This is a genomic window from Bradyrhizobium sp. CAR08 (assembly GCF_052871955.1).
Genome location: NZ_JBIXJX010000007.1, coordinates 235552 through 248995, shown reverse-complemented (window position 1 = coordinate 248995; position 13444 = coordinate 235552). Strand labels below are relative to the sequence as shown.

The 13444-nt window shown below is 65.1% G+C and carries 15 protein-coding genes; 7 read left to right on the top strand and 8 right to left on the bottom strand.

Annotated elements, in window-relative coordinates:
- Position 1: 1 nt before the first annotated feature.
- Positions 2-595 carry an amino acid synthesis family protein gene (locus ACIPUD_RS17045; protein WP_446481195.1) on the top strand — a complete coding sequence of 198 codons (594 nt, stop codon included), beginning with the start codon at positions 2-4 and terminating at the stop codon, positions 593-595.
- A 9-nt stretch (positions 596-604) separates the two neighbouring features.
- Here the strand turns inward: ACIPUD_RS17045 and ACIPUD_RS17040 are convergent, their stop codons facing one another.
- Positions 605-1432, bottom strand: coding sequence for an MBL fold metallo-hydrolase (locus ACIPUD_RS17040; protein WP_446481194.1), 828 nt, complete (start codon positions 1430-1432; stop codon positions 605-607).
- A 95-nt stretch (positions 1433-1527) separates the two neighbouring features.
- Between ACIPUD_RS17040 and ACIPUD_RS17035 the strand changes: the two genes are divergently transcribed.
- Positions 1528-2385 (top strand): LysR family transcriptional regulator, encoded by an 858-nt coding sequence (locus ACIPUD_RS17035; protein ID WP_204510691.1) that lies wholly within the window; start codon positions 1528-1530, stop codon positions 2383-2385.
- On the opposite strand, the gene ACIPUD_RS17030 is transcribed toward ACIPUD_RS17035, so the two are convergent.
- Positions 2382-3143, bottom strand: coding sequence for a hypothetical protein (locus tag ACIPUD_RS17030; RefSeq protein ID WP_018458491.1), 762 nt, complete (start codon positions 3141-3143; stop codon positions 2382-2384). The genes ACIPUD_RS17035 and ACIPUD_RS17030 overlap by 4 nt on opposite strands.
- A gap of 15 nt (positions 3144-3158) precedes the next feature.
- A complete protein-coding gene (locus ACIPUD_RS17025; RefSeq protein WP_018458490.1) occupies positions 3159-3347 on the bottom strand; it encodes a hypothetical protein in 189 nt (62 codons plus the stop codon).
- Between the two features lie 254 nt (positions 3348-3601).
- Here ACIPUD_RS17025 and ACIPUD_RS17020 point away from each other — a divergent pair, with 254 nt between their 5' ends.
- Complete coding sequence (locus tag ACIPUD_RS17020; protein WP_085352274.1) at positions 3602-4588, top strand: DUF2336 domain-containing protein; 987 nt, start codon at positions 3602-3604, stop codon at positions 4586-4588.
- Here the strand turns inward: ACIPUD_RS17020 and ACIPUD_RS17015 are convergent.
- The 3 genes from ACIPUD_RS17015 to ACIPUD_RS17005 are packed head-to-tail and all read right to left on the bottom strand — an operon-like array spanning position 4585 to position 7589.
- Positions 4585-4929 carry a DUF1491 family protein gene (locus tag ACIPUD_RS17015; RefSeq protein WP_018458488.1) on the bottom strand — a complete coding sequence of 115 codons (345 nt, stop codon included), beginning with the start codon at positions 4927-4929 and terminating at the stop codon, positions 4585-4587. The genes ACIPUD_RS17020 and ACIPUD_RS17015 overlap by 4 nt on opposite strands.
- Positions 4930-4984: 55 nt before the next feature.
- Entirely contained in the window at positions 4985-5680 is a 696-nt protein-coding gene (locus ACIPUD_RS17010) for a peptidoglycan-binding domain-containing protein (RefSeq protein WP_018458487.1), read from the bottom strand.
- Positions 5673-7589 (bottom strand): PAS domain-containing sensor histidine kinase, encoded by a 1917-nt coding sequence (locus ACIPUD_RS17005; protein WP_446481193.1) that lies wholly within the window; start codon positions 7587-7589, stop codon positions 5673-5675. The genes ACIPUD_RS17010 and ACIPUD_RS17005 overlap by 8 nt, the downstream gene beginning before the upstream one ends.
- A 384-nt stretch (positions 7590-7973) precedes the next feature.
- Between ACIPUD_RS17005 and ACIPUD_RS17000 the strand changes: the two genes are divergently transcribed.
- Together ACIPUD_RS17000 and ACIPUD_RS16995 are read left to right on the top strand one after the other, a co-directional pair.
- Positions 7974-8399: a DUF5330 domain-containing protein gene (locus tag ACIPUD_RS17000; protein WP_085362369.1), complete on the top strand. Its 426-nt coding sequence runs from the start codon at positions 7974-7976 to the stop codon at positions 8397-8399.
- Positions 8400-8467: 68 nt separating this feature from the next.
- Positions 8468-8899: a SufE family protein gene (locus ACIPUD_RS16995; RefSeq protein ID WP_446481192.1), complete on the top strand. Its 432-nt coding sequence runs from the start codon at positions 8468-8470 to the stop codon at positions 8897-8899.
- A 5-nt stretch (positions 8900-8904) separates the two neighbouring features.
- On the opposite strand, the gene ACIPUD_RS16990 is transcribed toward ACIPUD_RS16995, so the two are convergent.
- Together ACIPUD_RS16990 and ACIPUD_RS16985 are read right to left on the bottom strand one after the other, a co-directional pair.
- Positions 8905-9321: a MucR family transcriptional regulator gene (locus ACIPUD_RS16990; protein WP_018456864.1), complete on the bottom strand. Its 417-nt coding sequence runs from the start codon at positions 9319-9321 to the stop codon at positions 8905-8907.
- A 190-nt stretch (positions 9322-9511) separates the two neighbouring features.
- Complete coding sequence (locus tag ACIPUD_RS16985) at positions 9512-10387, bottom strand: DUF308 domain-containing protein (protein WP_162496370.1); 876 nt, start codon at positions 10385-10387, stop codon at positions 9512-9514.
- A gap of 313 nt (positions 10388-10700) precedes the next feature.
- Between ACIPUD_RS16985 and ACIPUD_RS16980 the strand changes: the two genes are divergently transcribed.
- Together ACIPUD_RS16980 and ACIPUD_RS16975 are read left to right on the top strand one after the other, a co-directional pair.
- A complete protein-coding gene (locus tag ACIPUD_RS16980; RefSeq protein WP_204510684.1) occupies positions 10701-12350 on the top strand; it encodes an ArnT family glycosyltransferase in 1650 nt (549 codons plus the stop codon).
- A 187-nt stretch (positions 12351-12537) separates the two neighbouring features.
- On the top strand, positions 12538-13317 hold the full coding sequence (locus ACIPUD_RS16975; RefSeq protein ID WP_018456867.1) for a class II aldolase/adducin family protein: 780 nt from the start codon (positions 12538-12540) through the stop codon (positions 13315-13317).
- The last annotated feature ends 127 nt before the right edge of the window (positions 13318-13444 follow it).

The following is a 13444-nucleotide window of genomic DNA, read 5'->3' as shown; positions in this document are numbered from 1 at the left end:
CATGTCGTCTCAAGACGTGTCCCATGACATCCGCAAGACCGCGCTTAGCGTCGAGACCACCTGGCACGAGCGCGGTCCCCGGCTGGAGAAGCCTCTGCTGGTCGGGACGGCCATTGCGGTGATCCGCAATCCTTTCGCGGGCCGCTTCGAACCCGACCTGATGCCGTTTCAGGCATCCTTGCGCGAACTCGGGCGCGAGCTCGCAACACGGCTGATCGCGCAGCTCGGCGGCGCCGCGCAGATCGAAGCCTATGGCAAGGGCATCATCGTCGGCGAGGACGGCGAGCTCGAGCACGGCGCGGTCTGGCACGAGGCCGGCGGTCAGGGCATGCGCGAGGTGCTCGGTCAGCCCAAGGCGATCGTTCCGGCGGCGAAGACCATCGGCGGTCCGGGCACGCGGCTCATGGTTCCGCTCGGGCACATCCACGCCGCCTATGTCCGCAGCCATTTCGGCACCGCGGAGATGACGCTGTGGGATTCACCACGGCGCGACGAGCTCGCATTCGGGCTCGTGATGGCGACCGGCGGCCGGCCTCACGCGCGCATCGGAGGCCTCGCGGCATCCGCGATCTCCGCGCACGACGGACAGCGCTGACGGGCGCGATCAATGCGCGTTGCAGCGGCAACGCTCGTAATCGACGGGATCATGGCTGTTGACGATCGTGACGCGTTCGCCGTGGTTCAGCTTCAGCGCGCGCAGTCGCACCTGGTTGGCGATCCGCATGCCGCGGTCCATGTCGGCGCGACGCTGGAAATAGCCCAGCACCAGCGGCATGCGGGGCGATGCGTCGAGCTGGCCGTGATGGAAATAGCTGTCGCCGGCGTGCAGCAGCCATTTGTCGCCTGATCGCACCGCGATACCGCAATGGCCGAGCGTATGGCCGGCGAGCGGGATCATCACGATGTCCGCCTCTGCGTCGCCGAGGGCGCGCACGCCCTTGAAACCGAACCAGTCCTCGCCGGCTTCGCCATAGAATGTCCAGCTCGGGCCATGGCTCCACTGCCCGGTGACATAGCGCCCTTCCGGCGGCGCCGGCTTGCGCTGCACCGCCATGTCGTATTCGGCGCGATGGACATGGATCGCGGCATGCGGGAAGTCCGGCACGCCGCCAGCGTGATCGCGGTCGAGATGGGTCAGCAGCACATGGCGCACGTCCTTGGGGGAATAGCCGAGTGCCTTCACCTGTTGCACCGCCGTCTCCGCCGGATCGAGCCTTGGCGCGGTCTGCCGCAGCCATCGTCGTCCCAGCCGATCGGGCGTTGCGATATCGCCAAGTCCAATGCCGGTATCGACCAGGGCGAGCCCGTCATTGGTCTCCACTAGCAGGCAATGGCAGACCATGCGGGCGCGCTGGAACAGGCTGCCGGTGCCGTTCACGAGGCGCCGCCCCATCGGGCACATCGTGCCGGTGTTGAGATGGTGAATTTTCATCGCGCGTTCCCTGCCTGTTGTGAGCAGAGCGTTCTTGTCATCGCTAGATCCATAGGTAAAATATCGAATATTGATAATATCTCTAGGCATATCCTATGGACATACGCGAACTCCGCTACTTCGCCGCCGTCTACCGCGAGCGCAACCTGACCGCGGCGGCGCGCGTCTGCTTCGTTTCGCAGCCGTCGATCTCCACCGCGATCACCCATCTGGAGGCCGAGCTCGGCACCACGCTGTTCATCCGGCACAAGAAGGGCGTCGCGCCAACCGCCTCGGCCGAGCAGTTTCACACGCTCGCCCGCCGCATCATCGACGAGACCGACGCGGCGCGCAGCCTGTTCAGGAGACCGAGCACCAAAACCAATGTGACGCTCGGCCTGATGCGCACGCTCGACGTGCCCCGGACGATCGCACTGCTCAAGCCGCTGACGGCGCGCGCCGACATCGCACTCCGCCTCGTCGGCAGCGACGAGCGCGCCGACGCGCGGATCATCTCCAAGAGCATGCTGCGCGCTGACGAACATTTCGTGGCGCTGTGGAGCGAGCGCTATGTCGCAGCGCTGCCGCCGTCGCATCCGCTGGCCCTGAAGGAGAAGCTTCGCACCGCCGATCTCGCCGGCGTCCCCTTGATCGACCGCTGCCATTGCGAGCAAAGCGAGTTCTTCCGCCGCAACCCGCAGGCCCGACAGACCGCGGCGATCGCGCAATCAGAGGATTGGGCCATGGCGCTGGTCGCAGCCGGCGTTGGCATCGCCATCGTCCCGGAAGGCGTAGCGCGCGGCAATCCGGATGTCGCGGTGCGCGAGATCGAGGTCAAGGTCAAGCGCGAGGTCGGGCTCGCCTATCGCGCATCCGTGCCGCTACCGGATGCGCTGAAGGATCTTGTCAGCAAGCTCCGGAAGCAGCGGCGCAAGCCCGCGGGGCAACGATCGCGCGCCCGCGGAAAATCCTAACCCTTCGAGACGACCGCACGGCCGTAGGGCGGCTGGGCCGCGACCGGCGGGTTGGCGGTCTGGGCGGCGAGTTCGCCGATCAGGCGGTCGGCATCGGCGGCCATGCCGTCGGGCGCCTGGATCACCAGCCGCTCCAGACCCCAGCGATAGGACGACACGCGCTGCTCGAGGCACTGCTGCACCCACTGGATGATCAGCGAATTCTCCTGCATGCGCTCGACCGCGTCCTCCTTCTCCTTCGGCGAGAGGGAAGAGACACGCGCCATGCTGGCGTTGCGCTTCTTGTCGAGGTCGATGACGCGGATCGCGGAGGCGAAGAACGGCTCGAAGCGGGTGATGTCGTTGCGCACGTCTTCCATCAGCTGCGTATAGCGCGAAGAATGCGAACGGTGCGGCTCGTCGATCAGCGTGCGACCATACATGGTGCGGTCGAACACGATCGTTTGCCGCCAGGGCGAGGGCAGCGCTTTGTAGTCGCCGAACACGCTCTTCCAGGCGGGCCGCGACAGCGGCGGCTCGATCAGGGGATAGGCGAGGTCGCGAAGCTGGCGCTCCTCGTCGGTGAGCTGGAATTGGGATGGCTTCAGGCCAACGCTGGAGGTGACTTCCGCGCCCAGCCAGCGATGCATGTCGTCGCTGCGCATGTCGGCACGGGTCCGGCCGAAATCGCCGCCACTACAGGCGGCAAGCGTCGCGCCCAGCACTGCGAGCATGAGGGCCGTTACGATGGGCCGGATCTGACGGAGGTTCTCCGGCATTGCAAAGTCCGAAGGCTAACGGCGACGACGACGGCGCCCCGGCGCTGTGCCCTGCTCCGGCCCGTGATCGCCGCTGGTTTCGTCGCTCTCGCGCTCGATGCGGATCACGGGAAGGATCAAAATCGTGCCCATGTCCGCGCGCGGAGCCACGTCCACCGACGCGCCCACCCGGCGACCGGCCGGAAATTCGATGATGGTCCCCATATCAGCTCTCTTCAATTGCCGCGCGACCCGGCGCGCCTCTGCAACATGGGGATCATTAAGATCAGTTCATGGTTAACGGGGTGTAAACGTGCCGGCGGCACCGTAACCGCACGGGCGGGACCCACCGTCCCGTTGCGGCACGAGAACGCTTCAAAGCAGGCGTTCGGCTTCACGCCTCGTTTTCCTTAACGAGCCTTTAAAGGAGCCCGCGATAGGCTGCCGGCGAGTATCTCTTCCAGGTCGCGTATCTCTCCATGACCAAGTCGTTGTTTCCAGGATTCGACGGGCTGATGACCCTCTCCCGTCGCGAAGGCGTCGATGTTCGTCCGACGCTGCTGCGCGTGCTGACCGACCTCTATGTCCAGTCGAGCACCCACAGCGACGACGAGCAGCGCCAGTTCGTCGAGCTCGCCACACGACTGATCGACCAGGTCGACGACGCGACGCGCGCGGCCGTCAAGGCGCGGCTTGCGATCTATCCGTCGACGCCCGCCCCGATCATGCAGAAGCTCGGACTGTCGGCCGCGCAGGAGGGCCGCAGGGTTCCGCTCGCGCGCGAAATCCCGGCGCCCGCCTCTGCTCCCCCTCCTGCCCCCTTGCCGGTTCGCACGCCAAGCGACGCCGAGCTGCGCATGGCCTCGAACATGGCAATGCAGCCAACGGACGCGGCCGATATCCACGACATGTTCTTCCGCGCCGGCGCCCCCGAGCGCGCGCTGATCCTGCACAATCTGGCGCAGACCCCGCTGAAGGCGGCGCCGCGGATTCCGATCGTGCGCGCCAAGCGCGCGATCCAGATCCTCGAGATGGCGGCGATCGCGGGCGATGTCGAGAATTTCACCTCCGAGCTCGGCGACAGCCTGATCCTGCCCTCGCGCGTCGCAGCCCAGATCGTCGACGATGCAAGCGGCGAAGCGCTCGCAGTCGCCGCGCGCGCGCTCGACATGCCGAGCCCGGTGTTCCAGCGTATCCTGCTGTTCTTCAAGCCGGAGATCGGCAACTCCGTGACCGACGTGTACCGGCTGTCGCGTCTTTACGATCGCCTCAGCGATCGCGCGGCGCTGGTGATGCTGGCCGCCTGGCGCGGCTCGACGCTCGCCGTCACCCGCGCAAAGTACCAGCCCTCGCTGCATGACAGCGAGCGCCAGCGCGCACGTGCGGGCGCAAGCCAGACGCGCCCGGGCGTGCAGCCCGGCTCCGCGCCCGCGGTGCGGACAGGGACTGACGGATCGGATCGTTAGGCCTTCGCCAGCTCGAGAAAATGTCGCCCGGCGCGGTCTTCGGTCTCGACGATCCAGATATCGGAGTCGAAGCGGATTTCCTTGGTCAGGCGCTCCTCCACCGCGGGCTCCGGCATCGGTTGCGGCGCAAGCGGCACAAAGAAGCGATCGACCGGCCGACCGTCGTCATAAGAGGTCTGCGGCGCCGGCACATAGAGCATCGCATTGCCGTCAAGCAGCGAGACCTTCACGAACACCGCACCCGCCTCCTCCGCGCCGCGACGCCGCACCGCGCCGTACACGCCCTCGGTCTGGCACCGGCGCAGATAGGCTGAGACCCAGATATTTGATTTCAAACGCATGGAGCGCACGATAGGACAGCGCTGCAATCAGCACCAGCCTTCGCAACAGTCACGACTATTCGACGGGGTGTCCGATCGCGGCGCCGAGCTCGCGGAGCAGGCGGTCGGACAGCTGGCCGGTGACCTGCATCTTGTGCTCGCGCTCGAATTTCTGGATCGCGGACTGGGTCTCGGCGCCCATCGCGCCCGTGATCTTCAAATTCCCGTAGCCATATTCGGACAGCGCGCGCTGCACGCCGGCGATGCGCCGCGCGGCCGGGCTCTGCTGCACGGGGATCGGCGCCGGAGGACGCGTGACGGAGGGCGGCGCCGAAATCGTTTGCTTGACCAGATTGGTCATGGGATCGCCCGAGCGCGGCGTCGATGCGGTCGCCTCGACAGGCCTTTCAGGCGGCTTTTCCGCAGGTCTGGGTTCGGCACGAAACTCCGTCGCTCTCGGCTCGAGCGGCGAAGTATCGGCGCCGACGGGACGCGGACGCGGCAAGGGGTTCGACAGCGCCAGGGACGACGGTGCGGGAAGATTGATCACGGTGCCGAACATCGGCGCTGGATGCCGGCCGGTCTGCAGGAACAGCGCATTGGCAACGATCGCGCCGATGGCGGCAACGGCGACGAGACCGGCCAGGGTATCCTTGGGGCTATGCAGCAGCACGCGCAGCACGAGATTGCGCTCGGTCTCGACATCGATGACCGCGGCCTTGGCGCCACGGCGGCGCGGAGCGGCTTCGTCCTTGGCAGACTTTTTAGGCACTTTTCTTCACCAGAGCGGGTTGGTCCTGAACTTGGTCGTGAGGATGGTCCTGAACTTCCTGGCGTAGCACCGGCGTCAGGGTCGCGATCTTGCTCTCGCTCGCCTTGCTGTCGGACATCTTGCCATCAGAAGTCTTCATATCAGACGTCTTGGCTTGCGGCGTGTAGACGAGCGGCAGCTTGACGGTGACGGCAGTGCCCTCGCCGAGCCTGCTTTGTACCGTCAATTCGCCGAGATGCAACGCCACCAGGCTCTTCACGATCGAAAGTCCGAGGCCGGTGCCTTCGTGACGGCGCTGATAGGTCTTGCCAGCCTGGAAGAACGGCGCGCCGATGCGCTTGAGATCGTCAGGCGCGATGCCTATACCGGTGTCGCTGACGCGCAGCGCAAGCTGCGAGCCCGAGACCGCGGCCGTTACGGTGACCTGACCGCCACGCTCGGTGAACTTGACGGCGTTCGCGACGAGGTTGAGCACGATCTGCTTGAAGGCGCGCGGATCGCCGGTCATGACAGGCAGATCCTGCGGCGCATCGGTGACAAGATCGACGCCGTTCTCCCGCGCCTTCAGCGCCAGCAGATTGCAGCAATGCATCAATGATGCACGCGGCGCGAACGGTTCGGACGCCATCTCGAAATTGCCCGACTCCATCTTGGACATGTCCAGGATGCCGTTGACGACCGAGAGCAGATGCTGGCCGGAATCGTTGATGAGCTGGGCGTATTCCCTCCGCTGGGCCGCGCCCAGCATCAAGGTCTGCTCCTGCGTGATCATCTCGGAGAAGCCGATGATGGCGTTCAGCGGCGTGCGCAGCTCATGGCTCATGGTGGCGAGGAAGCGCGTCTTGGCGGCGTCCGCCGCCTCTGCAGCGCTGCGCGCCTGATCGAACGCCTGCTCCCCCAGCTTGCGGTCGGTGACATCGCGCATCACGGCGACGACATCGGCCTCGCGCGTGGCATCACGGCCCATATCCTGATCGAGCGGGCGGCAGCGCATCTCGACCCAGATGAAATCAACCTGGCTGCGCTCAGAGCCGGCACGCTCCCGGCGCAACCGGAACTCGACACTGCGCACGTCGCCGCGCGCGGCATCGGACAGCGCCGTCAGATACGCCGGCCGATCGGCGACATGGACGCGATCGAACAGGCCGTGGCCGAGCAGTTGCGCGACGGGCACGCCGAGCATGGCTTCCACCGCCGGTGAAATGAACTGCACCGCGCCGTTGCGCTGATGCCGCGAGATGACGTCGCTCATGTTCCGCGCCAGGAGGCGGTAACGCTCTTCCTCACGCAACAGCAGCGCAACGCTGGTGCGCGCGAGCGATTCCGCTCCGAAGGCCAGACCTGCGGCATAGAGCGTCGCCGAGGCGACGCCGAACGCTATCAGCACGCCGCGTTCCGCAGCGCTGGTATCGCCAATCGGCAGCCAGCCGAGCTGGCTGACGAGGATCAGGATGCCGGCGCAGGACAGCGCCAGCAGCGAGGCAAAGGCCGCGACGCGGCGCGAGGCCGACAGCGCAGCTTCGAGGGGAACGACAACCAGCCAGATTGCGGCGAATGATTCGATGCCGCCGGTCGTCACCGCAACCGCCATGATCAGGCCCGAGAGCGCCAGCGACGACAGCACATGCGCGCCTTCGTAACGGCCGGTGCGCGACAGGAACCAGGACAACAGGATCGGCGCAATCAGCCAGGCGAAGGCTGCCACCTCGATCGCGCTCGGCGCGCCGCGCATGGCGAGATAGACCGGGAATGCGGCAAAGGCGGCTAGGCTGCCGAGCAGCCGCGGGGCCATGAAGGCACGATGGCGCGCTCGCGTCAGCGCGTCGTAACGCGCGGAGGGATGCAGCAGCGCATCGAGACAATCGCGGATGATACTCAAAACTGTCACGGGTCTCGCGCTTCGGCTCATTCGTCGGGAAGACGCGCCGGAACGCCTCCTTATCGTTGAGCCACCGTGTCAGAGCGACCTTAAACGAACACTAAGGCATCGCGGCGCGCCGCCGGACACCCCGTCATCGCAGGGCTTTTTAGACGATTTGACGACGTCATCGGCGAGGATGGTGAACACAGGGTTTCACCGTGATCCGCATGGTTTCGAAATGGTGGACGGGCGTGGCGGCAGCGCTCACGGCACGGACGTCAATCGAAAATTTACGACACCATCGCTAGCAAAGATTCTTGAGTCAATTTTCCGCGAATTAAGCGGAAGGCAATCACTTGCGATTTATCGAGAGTTGCTAGGTCCGACATCCGCGGAGATCGCCGCGGCGGGATCTAACATACAGGTCGCAAGATGCGCTTTCTGCTTCGCATCACATTCTGGCTCGGGCTGGTGCTGGTGCTCCTGCCGCGGGACAAGACGCCCGAATCGGACAAGCTGCCGCAGATCGGCGCTGCCGACGCGGTGCAGGCTGCGACCGCGGCCGTCTCCGACATGACCCAGTTCTGCAAGCGCCAGCCGACGGCGTGCGAGGTCGGCGGACAGGCCGCCACCATCATCGGCCAGCGGGCGCAGGACGGCGCAAAGAAGATCTACCAGATCATTAACGACAAGAAAGAACAGCTCGAGAAGCCCGACAAGAAGGCGCCCGACCACACCGGCTCGATCGCGCTGGCCGGCGAAGGCGATCTTGCTGCGAGCGAGGCGCCGCGCGACACCCTGTCCCAGGACGACCTCGCGCTGGAATGGCGCGGCCCGGCGCCCGCGACAGCGAATTAGCGCCCAAACCCTATCGATTTCGGCGCTTTGCGTCCCTATATTGACCTGAACGGGAACTTTGGGCCAGCATGACGACGATCGATGAAATCAGGGACAATTTCGAGATTCTGGACGAGTGGGACGACCGCTATCGGTACGTCATCGAGCTCGGCCGCACCCTGGAACTGATGTCCGAAGCCGAGCATTCGGCCGAGAACAAGGTGAATGGCTGTGTCAGCCAGGTCTGGCTTCAGAAGCTGATTGATCGTCGCGATGACGGCGCGCCGATCCTGACATATCGCGGCGACAGTGACGCCCACATCGTGCGCGGGCTGGTCGCGATCGTGCTGTCGCTTTACTCCGGCCGCACGCCACAGGAGATTCTTGCGACCGACGCCATTGCCGTATTCGACGAGTTCGGCTTTCGCGACCATCTGACGCCGCAGCGTTCCAACGGCCTGCGCTCGATGGTCGAGCGGATCAAGACCGACGCGAAAGAGGCGCTCGCGGAAGCGTCGTAGAAACTCTACTTCCGCTTCCGCTGCTGCTGTCCCAGTCCCATCTGCTTCGCAAGCTGCGAGCGGGCCACCGCATAGTTCGGTGCGACCATGGGATAGTCGGCCGGCAGGCCCCATTTCTCGCGATATTGCTCCGGCGTCATGTTGTATTGGGTGCGCAGATGGCGCTTCAGCGACTTGAAGCGCTTGCCGTCTTCCAGACAAACCAGATAATCGGGCGCGATCGACTTCTTCAGCGAGACCGCCGGCTTCGCTGGCTCGAGCGGCGCCGTCTCGGTGCGGCCTGACGAAACGCGCACCAGCGCGCCATGCACCTGGCTGATCAGATTCGGAATCTCAGCCGCAGGCGTTGGATTGTTGCTGAGATAGGCCGACACGATGCCCGCCGTCAGCTCAACGAAATTCTTAGCCCCAGCATCCGACATCGGCCCCGCCTTTCTCCACCTTGCGTCTCACGCGAGAGACGACGCCAAAGTATTCCGTGTCAACAATACGTTCGGCTGAAATGGGACGACTAAGGAATCCGGGCTGATTTACTGACGAAGTGACAAGAACACCACCGCTTTACTTGTCTACGCTAACCTTTGCCTGCACCAGATTTGCCTGCGCCCGCTCTCAAGCGCCGCGCTGGTCGAGGTGGGAGCGCAGCTCGTCGATCGAGGCAAAGCGCATCATCCCCTCAGGCATCTGGGCTTCGATCGAGCCATCGGAATAGAGCGAATAAGCCATGCCGTCGACGATGCCGGATTTGAGCACGGTCACAGGCGTCTGCTCGGCCGCAGCCGCAGGCTCGGGTGCGGGCGGCGGAGCAGGCTCAGCGAAGGTCGACGGCGAGCGCGGTGGCGGGCGCCGCGCGGCGGCCGGCGGCTCCGGAGGCCTCATACGGTCCGGCTTCGGCCAGGCGTCGTCAAAGCTCGCAGGCGGCGTCTCCGGGGCGGCAGGCTCCGCCGACGGCTCGGCATGCGGCAGCGGCGGCAAGCCCTCGCCGGTCTTCGCTTCCGCGCGCTCACGCTCCTTGCGGGAGGTCGAGGCGAACAACAGGTTGCGCCGGCGCGGCGGTTCCGGAACCTCAGGCGGGCTCGGAGCTTCCGGCGCTGCCGGCGGCTCGACGCGCGGACGCTCGCGCGCGGCTGCTTCGTTCTGCCAAGGCGGCGGTCCTGCGGCCGGCAATGGCGGCGCCGGCTCCATCTTCTCGGCGCCCGCCGGCTCAGGCGCGGGGGCAGGCGTCCCGGCCATCCCGAGACCCGGCAGCACGGGCCTGACCCGAACGTCGGATGGTGCAATTGATCCAGCCAGCCGGCGAGCGATGCCCTTCAACTCCGCGACCACCACGTAGAGGCCGGCCAGTAACAGTCCGGAGCAGACGCCGATGGTACCGGAGATTATGAGGGTACTGCCGAGACTGAATTCCCTGACGGTGAAGCCGAACAGGATCGCAAGGAGGCCCGCCAAAACGGCGAAAATCCCCGCGATCAACAATGCCAACGCCATCGAACTCACCCCCGGCCGCGCGCCCATACGCGACACTCGTCACGCCACGATACCGTCATCCGGTGTTCCACGCCAACGTCGAATTATAGGCTGCGTTCCTAAAGGAAAGGAAATCAGGGACTTATTCACATTCCCTTCAGCTACGGCTCGCTACTTCTAGGCTGCTCTCAAGTTGGTCGGATTTGCTGCGTTGCATCAGAAATTTGGCCATAATGCCCAATTACTTGGTAATGGAACTGCGCTATAGGGATTCCGGGGAGCAGGCCCGCGCGCACCAGCAGGGCCAAGAGGGGATTCCGGGTCACCAATAGCCATGACATCCATCACGACTTCGGCGATCGACACGCCTCTGCGGCGCTCGGTTGAACGGACTTGCGACGATCTCGCCATGCTGGTGCTGGCTGCGGTCGCCGTCATTGCAGGCTTGACCTTCCGCGACTATGGGCTCGGCTGGGACGACTACACCCACGCCGAATATGCCGACCTGCTGCTGCGCATGTTCGGTTCCGGTTTCAAGGACACCGCGGCACTCTCCTTCGCCAACCTCTATATGTATGGCGGCGGCTTCGACATGGTCGCGGCCCTCCTGCACAAGGTGATTCCGCTCGAGCTGTTCGAGACGCGCCGTCTGGTCGGCGCCGTCGTCGGCGTGATCGGACTTGCCGTGACGTGGCGGCTCGGCCGCCGTATCGGCGGCCCGCTTGCGGGACTTGCCTCACTCTTGCTGCTCGCGCTCTGCCCGATCTTCTACGGCCACATGTTCATGAACCCGAAGGATGCGCCCTTCGCCGTGGCCATGATCATCCTGATGCTGGGCCTTGTGCGCCTCGCCGAGGAATATCCGCAGCCTTCGCCGCGCACGATCTTGATCGTCGGCCTTGGTGCCGGCCTCTCGCTCGGCACCCGCATCCTCGGCGGCCTTGCGCTGGTCTATGCCGTAATCGGCTTCATGCCGCTGTTCCTGGAGGAACTGCGCAGCGAGGGCCTGCGCGAGTCGGTCCGACGCTTCGCTCATGTCGTCTACGTGCTGCTGCCCGGCCTCGTGCTCGGCTATCTCGTGATGGGGCTGATCTGGCCGTGGTCGATCATGGAGCCCGGCAATCCCTTCGAGGCGCTGACCTACTTCTCGCACTTCTTCGAGAAACCCTGGAAGGAGATGTTCGACGGCGCGATCGTATCCGTGCCTGACATGCCCTGGTCCTATCTGCCGACGCTGTTCGCACTTCAGTTGCCCGAGGTGATGCTGGTGCTGACGTTCGGCGCCGTGATCGGCACCTTGGTTATGCTGCCCCGCCGCGAGGTCCCAGCCCGCCGCAAGACCATCCTGCTGATGCTCACGCTCGCCGCGACGCTGCCGCTCGCGATCGCGATGGTGAAGCGACCGGCGCTGTACAATGGCATCCGCCATTTCGTCTTCGTGATCCCGCCGATGGCGGTGCTCGGCGGCGTCGCCTTTGGCTGGGCCATGGAGCGCCTGCGCGCCAATCATCGCACCTGGCAGCCGGTCGTGCTCGCCACCTTCTGCTTTGGCCTTGCGCTCTCGCTCGCCGAGATGATCCGCCTGCATCCCTATCAATACACCCACTTCAACCACATCGCCGGCACCGTGCGCGGCGCCGACGACCGCTTCATGCTGGATTATTGGGGCCTCGCGCTGAAGCAGGCCTCCGACGAATTGCGCGAGCAGCTGGTCGAACGCCAGGAAGTGCCGCCGCGCAATCGGAAATGGAAGGTTGCCGTGTGCGGTCCGCAGCGTCCCGCCCAGGTCGCGCTCGGCCCCGACTTCACCATTGGCTGGGATTCCAATGCCGCCGATTTCGCCATGACGCTCGGTGAGTTCTACTGCAAGGGCCTCACCGCCCCCGTGCTGGTCGAGATCAAGCGCGACGACGTGGTGTTCGCCCGCGTCTACGATATCCGCGGCAGCAGCATTTCCAGCCTGCTCTCGATCCCGGCGCCGTAAAAATTCTTCTCTCTTGTAGGACCGTAGCCCGGATGAGCGCAGCGACATCCGGGGCCTATCAGGCAGCCCCGCATGTCGCTTCGCTCATGCGGGCTACGCTGGACTGCCGCGCTTTGTGTGCCTTGCTGGCAGGTCGCGGCAGGACTACGCTCCCTCCCTGCAACAACGATGTTCGGAGAGATCAGCCATGTCGCCAGCGGAAGCGCGCCTGAAGGAAGTGCCGTCGAACATGACGGAGGCCGAGTGGCAGCAACGGGTCAATCTCGCCGCCTGCTATCGCCTCGTCTCGCTCTACGGCTGGGACGACTTGGTCGACACCCACATCTCAGCGCGCGTGCCCGGCCCCGACCATCATTTCCTCATCAACCCCTACGGGCTGATGTTCGACGAGATCACGGCGTCGAGCCTCGTCAAGGTCGATCTGCACGGCAACCAGCTCTCCGAGAGCGAATACAGCGTCAACCCCGCCGGCTTCACCATCCACTCGGCGATCCACGAGGTTCGCGAGGACGCCATCTGCGTGCTGCATCTTCACACCCTCGACGGCACCGCTGTCTCGAGCAGCGCCGAAGGCCTGCTGCCGCTGAACCAGACCGCCCAGCTCGTCACCCACGACCTCGCCTATCACGACTACGAAGGTATCGCCCTCGACCACGACGAGCGGCCGCGGCTGCAGAAGGACCTAGGCGACCACAATCACATGCTCTTGCGCAACCACGGCACGCTGACGGTCGGGCGCTCGGTCGCCTCGGCCTTCGAGCGCATGTATCACCTCGAGCGAGCCTGCTCGATGCAGGTGCGTACGCGCGCGCTGGGCACGCCGGTCTACCCGGTCGACGATGTCGCGATCGACAAGAACACCGAGCTGCTCGCCAACCGCGACCGCGCCGAGCTGCGCGCCACCAACCTCGTGTGGCCACCGCTGCTACGCAAGCTGGACCGCGAGCTTCCGGGCTACCGCTCTTGAAATTTTCGGGATTTGGTGTAGGGTAACGGTCAACGAACCTCTACGCCTTTTGGAATGAAACGCCGCCCAATTCCGGGCGGCGTTTTTATTTGGCCCCGTCATTGCGAGGAGCGAAGCGACGAAGCAA

Coding starts and splice junctions, on each gene's coding strand:
- ACIPUD_RS17005 (WP_446481193.1), bottom strand. CDS start 7,589: ATGAGCCGAAGCGCGAGACCCGTGACAGTTTTGAGTATCATCCGCGAT.
- ACIPUD_RS17000 (WP_085362369.1), top strand. CDS start 7,974: ATGCGCTTTCTGCTTCGCATCACATTCTGGCTCGGGCTGGTGCTGGTG.
- ACIPUD_RS17045 (WP_446481195.1), top strand. CDS start 2: ATGTCGTCTCAAGACGTGTCCCATGACATCCGCAAGACCGCGCTTAGC.
- ACIPUD_RS17035 (WP_204510691.1), top strand. CDS start 1,528: ATGGACATACGCGAACTCCGCTACTTCGCCGCCGTCTACCGCGAGCGC.
- ACIPUD_RS17025 (WP_018458490.1), bottom strand. CDS start 3,347: ATGGGGACCATCATCGAATTTCCGGCCGGTCGCCGGGTGGGCGCGTCG.
- ACIPUD_RS16980 (WP_204510684.1), top strand. CDS start 10,701: ATGACATCCATCACGACTTCGGCGATCGACACGCCTCTGCGGCGCTCG.
- ACIPUD_RS17015 (WP_018458488.1), bottom strand. CDS start 4,929: ATGCGTTTGAAATCAAATATCTGGGTCTCAGCCTATCTGCGCCGGTGC.
- ACIPUD_RS16985 (WP_162496370.1), bottom strand. CDS start 10,387: ATGGCGTTGGCATTGTTGATCGCGGGGATTTTCGCCGTTTTGGCGGGC.
- ACIPUD_RS17030 (WP_018458491.1), bottom strand. CDS start 3,143: ATGCCGGAGAACCTCCGTCAGATCCGGCCCATCGTAACGGCCCTCATG.
- ACIPUD_RS17020 (WP_085352274.1), top strand. CDS start 3,602: ATGACCAAGTCGTTGTTTCCAGGATTCGACGGGCTGATGACCCTCTCC.
- ACIPUD_RS16990 (WP_018456864.1), bottom strand. CDS start 9,321: ATGTCGGATGCTGGGGCTAAGAATTTCGTTGAGCTGACGGCGGGCATC.
- ACIPUD_RS16995 (WP_446481192.1), top strand. CDS start 8,468: ATGACGACGATCGATGAAATCAGGGACAATTTCGAGATTCTGGACGAG.
- ACIPUD_RS17040 (WP_446481194.1), bottom strand. CDS start 1,432: ATGAAAATTCACCATCTCAACACCGGCACGATGTGCCCGATGGGGCGG.
- ACIPUD_RS16975 (WP_018456867.1), top strand. CDS start 12,538: ATGTCGCCAGCGGAAGCGCGCCTGAAGGAAGTGCCGTCGAACATGACG.